The 382-nt window shown below is 62.6% G+C and carries 1 protein-coding gene; it reads left to right on the top strand.

The window, feature by feature from the left end; translation table 11 throughout:
• Window positions 1-54: 54 nt before the first annotated feature.
• Window positions 55-382: ATP-binding cassette domain-containing protein (locus CG51_RS18945; RefSeq protein WP_035747733.1), on the top strand; the 328-nt coding region annotated here is incomplete at its 3' end.

Here is a 382-nt window from a genome sequence, read left to right on the forward strand (position 1 = left end):
AAAAATTCATTCGGATGACTTGGTGGCGTTACGGGTGCAGCGCAGGGTAAGGCCATGAAACAGGATATGCTTTCACTCATCTCGCTCAGCCGCGCGTTCGGGAAGACCCGGGCTGTCGACCGGGTGGCACTCGACATACCGGCGGGCCAGTTCGTCGGGGTGATCGGCCCTTCCGGCGCGGGGAAGTCCACTCTCCTGCGCCTTGCTAACCGTCTCGTGCAACCGACGGAAGGCACGATCCGCTTCTGCGCGACCGATGTCACCGCATTGCGCGGCGGCCGCCTGCGGGAATGGCGGCGCGATTGCGCGATGATCTTCCAGCAGTTCAACCTCATTGATCGGCTGGACGTTCTGACCAATGTGCTGGTCGGCCGGTTGGCCA

This window comes from Haematobacter missouriensis, from assembly GCF_000740775.1.
GTDB lineage: Bacteria > Pseudomonadota > Alphaproteobacteria > Rhodobacterales > Rhodobacteraceae > Haematobacter > Haematobacter missouriensis.